Source organism: Anaerorhabdus sp. (genome assembly GCF_036657415.1).
Lineage (GTDB): Bacteria > Bacillota_I > Bacilli_A > Erysipelotrichales > Erysipelotrichaceae > Anaerorhabdus.
In genome coordinates, this window is sequence record NZ_JAVXGL010000127.1 from 1 (window position 1) to 3,719 (window position 3,719).

Sequence of the window (3,719 nt, forward strand, 5' to 3'; positions counted from 1 at the left end):
AGTTTTCGCTATTTTCTCAAAGGCAATTATTTCATTTTTAGTAACACTTATTGACTGTTTAATTTGGATTGAATCGTCTTTCTTTGAAATATTGCCAACATTAATTTCTTTAAAATTTATGCCTAAATCCAATAATTTAGCTAGTGTTTCAGGACCCTTTACAATAATGAAAATTCTTTCGTTTGGATAAGGATCACTTTCTTTTAATCTTTCTGAAGCTTTAGTACACGATAATACGGACAAGTTAACATTTGCTGGGACTGCCATTTTAAGCGCCATTTTTGTCAATTTGTCTTCAAAAGCAAAATCATCAATAACCATGATACGTGTAGCATTTAAATAACGAGTCCATACCGCAGCTACTTGTCCGTGGATTAATCTCTCATCAATTCTTACATTTACTATTTCCATATTTTAATCTCCTTGAAGTTAATAATAAAGTGATTTTAAAATGAAGCAATATGAATGGAGAAAAATTGACATTTTCACACAATGTTTTACTTTGAAATTAAACAATCAATAATTTCAAAATCTTTATTTACAATTGTATAAAATGAAAGCGAATTATTATGTAATTGTGGATAAATAAATTTCAAACTTTCTGCTGCATTTTTTGAACATATTAAAGGGATTTCATCTATATTAAAAACACCTTCGATTACAAGATCCTTGATTGAGGCTAGAATGTCTTTAGTACTGCCAGCGATGACACCATCAGGTTGAATAATTGCACCATGATTTACAATATTGCCATTTTGGAATTGGTGACCAGTTGGATATGTCCACCCAGATTCTTCACCACTGTCACTTACAATTAATATTGTTTCAATGGGTTTTAGCTTTTTTATTAAACGAATGACATTTGTGTTCACGTGAAAACCATCGGCAATTAATTCACATTTCACATGATCATTTAGTAAAACGGAAGTAAGTAATGATGGGTCGCGATGATGTAATGAGTTCATTGCGTTGAATGTATGTGTAACATGGGATAGCCCGCTTTTTATTGCGATTTCAGTTTCATCAAAATTCGCTGCAGTATGACCGGCAGAGGCGATAATTCCATACTTAGTAAGAAGTTGAATAGCTTCGATAGCATTTTCAATTTCTGGTGCAATGGATATAATCTTAATGACATCTTTGTTCTTTTCAATAAATAATTTGAAATCATGTAAATTGATATCATAAATATTATTTGGGTCAATTGCTCCATGTTTGTTTTTATTTAAATGAGGACCTTCTAGATGAAACCCTAGGAAACGTGCTCCAGGATAATGTCCACTAAATGTCATTCTGTATAAATCAAAAATTTTCTCATATTCTTCATAACTACGAGGTCCCACCGTCGCAACAAATCCACCAATACCTCTAGATTGATAGGCTAAGGCTAACTCTAATAATTCTTCATGATTACACTCTGTGGAATAACCTTTAAAGCCATGCGTATGAATATCGATAAATGCTGGAAATAATAGTAAATCAGTTTCTTCAGTACTATCTTCTACTCGAACTAAAGTATCATTATCTATGTGCAGTTTAATATTTTTCTTTGTTGAATCGTAACAGTCTTTGACAATATAAGTTTTCATTCGTTTTCCTTCTCTCTATAAATTTTAAATAAAACGCCACCATCTTTGTTTTTTACAAGTATGTTGTAATCATATAAAGTGCAAATAGATTTGACGATAGATAATCCAAGACCAGTTTTACCATTCTTACCTTTTTGATAAGGGTCGAATATAGAATCAATATTTTCAATGGAATCACCATCATTGAAAATAGAAAGTGAGTTTTTATGTAAATCAATTCTGACATATGTGCGTGCATAACGAGTGGCATTTTCAAGTAAATTCATTACAAGATCTTCCCAATGTTCCTCTGTACCATAAAACATGGAGTTGTATAAATTGAGTTGTACTTCAATTTTATGACTTTCAAAATAGTGATCAAAATTATATAAACAAGTAATTACTATTTCTTTCATATCAACAGTATCTTTAAATTGTTTTTTCTGTGAAATTAAAAAGTTAAGTTTATTTAGATTGAGTAGACGCTGAATATCAAAAAGCATTTTATTCGCAACAGTATAAATTTTATCGTAGTAACTACCAATTTGATTTTTAGGTATTTCCTCATCTTTTAAAAGTTCAATCGCAAGTAAAATAGAAGATAGAGGAGATTTTAGATTATGAGATATATTTTGAATCATACTTGTTTTTGTATCGTTGATAGAAATTAATTTCTTTCGCATTTGTGCAACTTTAATATTTAATGAATTGATTTCATCATTCTTTGAAAATATTGGATTTACTTCATTTTTATCATTGATTGTATCATCACAGAAAGTGGTGATTTTTTTAATATCTTTTAAAGTTAATGACATCCAAATCGACATATATACTAAATAACATACTAAAAAAAATATTAATATGTTCATCAAAATATTGGTATTAATAAGAAAAACAAAAGTAAGTATGATACAAAATAGAACATTAATTATAATATAATCAGACATTGATGTTTTCATCAGCAATTAACTTATACCCTTCGCCATAAACTGTTTCAATTTGTATATCACTTACTTTATGTCGTATTCTTCTTATCGTATCATCAAGAACTCTTCCACTACCAAAATAGTTACTATCCCAAATAATGCGTAACAAAGTATTGCGATCAATGATTCTATTTGGATTTTTAATTAGATAGATAAACAAGTCAAATTCTTTAGAAGTAAGTTTAATAAGATCATTATGATAACGTACTTCTCGTTTTTTATCATCGATTTCATAATCATTAATTTTAATAATCGTATGTTGTTGGAAAGATTGAGGACTAGAAGACCGTTTGATAATATTTTTGACCCTAAGTACTAACTCTTGTTTAGAAAATGGTTTTGTAATGTAATCTTCACTTCCAATCTCTAAACCAGTTATTCGATCTAGTTCGGTATCGCGAGCAGAAAGAAAGCAAACAGGGACACTAGGAGTGAGTTCCTTTATTTCCTTCATGAGATCAAAACCATTAAAATTGTCATCAAGCATAATATCAAGAAGCCACAATTTTGGAGGGTTCTTGATATGATTAACTGCATCTTTGTATTTCAAAAAAGATTTTGTAGTGAAACCATTAGATTTAAGTGTGAAAGAAATTAACTCATTCATTAACTTATCATCATCAACTATATAAATATCTGTACACATAATCTACCTCCAGTTACATAATATCATTGAAAAAGATTTATATATAGAAAGCGAATGTGTGAAAATGTCAAATCAATTGAGAAAGCATTGAAATGCTAAGTGGTAAATGAAAGAATGGTTTCAACAAGAAAGGGGAAATAGTATGAGTTTATTATTTCAAGCTTTAATTATTACAATCTTTGTTTATTTTGAGCAACAACTGATTAGCACAATGACCATAGGGTCAAATCCACCAATACTAGGTGGGGTATTTGTAGGTTTAGTGATGGGGAATGTCGAATTAGGTTTATACATTGGAACATTATTAACACTTATGTCTTTGGGGATGTATACATTTGGAGGAGCAGCTATTCCAAATTATTTCTTAGGGTCTGTTTTAGGGACAGCAGTAGCAATTGTTATGGTCAATGCAAATTCTGCGCTAGCTGTTAGTGAAGCAATGAATATTGCGATAACAACAGTAGCTATTCCTGCATCAATGGTAGGTATTGCAATGGGACAATTATCGACAATGATTTG

At 30.0% G+C, this 3,719-nt stretch carries 5 protein-coding genes; 1 reads left to right on the forward strand and 4 read right to left on the reverse strand.

Features of this window, described 5'->3' with window-relative positions:
* The 4 genes from RSB60_RS11155 to RSB60_RS11170 all read right to left on the reverse strand — a co-directional run.
* A partial coding sequence (locus RSB60_RS11155; protein WP_332616394.1) for a PTS sugar transporter subunit IIB occupies positions 1–411 on the reverse strand: 411 nt, incomplete at its 3' end.
* An 86-nt stretch (positions 412–497) separates the two neighbouring features.
* Entirely contained in the window at positions 498–1,589 is a 1,092-nt protein-coding gene (locus RSB60_RS11160) for an N-acetylglucosamine-6-phosphate deacetylase (RefSeq protein WP_332616397.1), read from the reverse strand.
* Positions 1,586–2,383 carry a sensor histidine kinase gene (locus RSB60_RS11165; protein WP_323382664.1) on the reverse strand — a complete coding sequence of 266 codons (798 nt, stop codon included), beginning with the start codon at positions 2,381–2,383 and terminating at the stop codon, positions 1,586–1,588. Before RSB60_RS11165 ends, RSB60_RS11160 begins: the two co-directional genes overlap by 4 nt.
* A gap of 124 nt (positions 2,384–2,507) precedes the next feature.
* Complete coding sequence (locus tag RSB60_RS11170) at positions 2,508–3,200, reverse strand: response regulator transcription factor (protein ID WP_323382663.1); 693 nt, start codon at positions 3,198–3,200, stop codon at positions 2,508–2,510.
* A 142-nt stretch (positions 3,201–3,342) separates the two neighbouring features.
* Between RSB60_RS11170 and RSB60_RS11175 the strand changes: the two genes are divergently transcribed.
* Positions 3,343–3,719: PTS sugar transporter subunit IIC (locus RSB60_RS11175; protein ID WP_332616400.1), on the forward strand; the 377-nt coding region annotated here is incomplete at its 3' end.

Coding starts and splice junctions, on each gene's coding strand:
- RSB60_RS11160 (WP_332616397.1), bottom strand. CDS start 1,589: ATGAAAACTTATATTGTCAAAGACTGTTACGATTCAACAAAGAAAAAT.
- RSB60_RS11170 (WP_323382663.1), bottom strand. CDS start 3,200: ATGTGTACAGATATTTATATAGTTGATGATGATAAGTTAATGAATGAG.
- RSB60_RS11165 (WP_323382664.1), bottom strand. CDS start 2,383: ATGTCATTAACTTTAAAAGATATTAAAAAAATCACCACTTTCTGTGAT.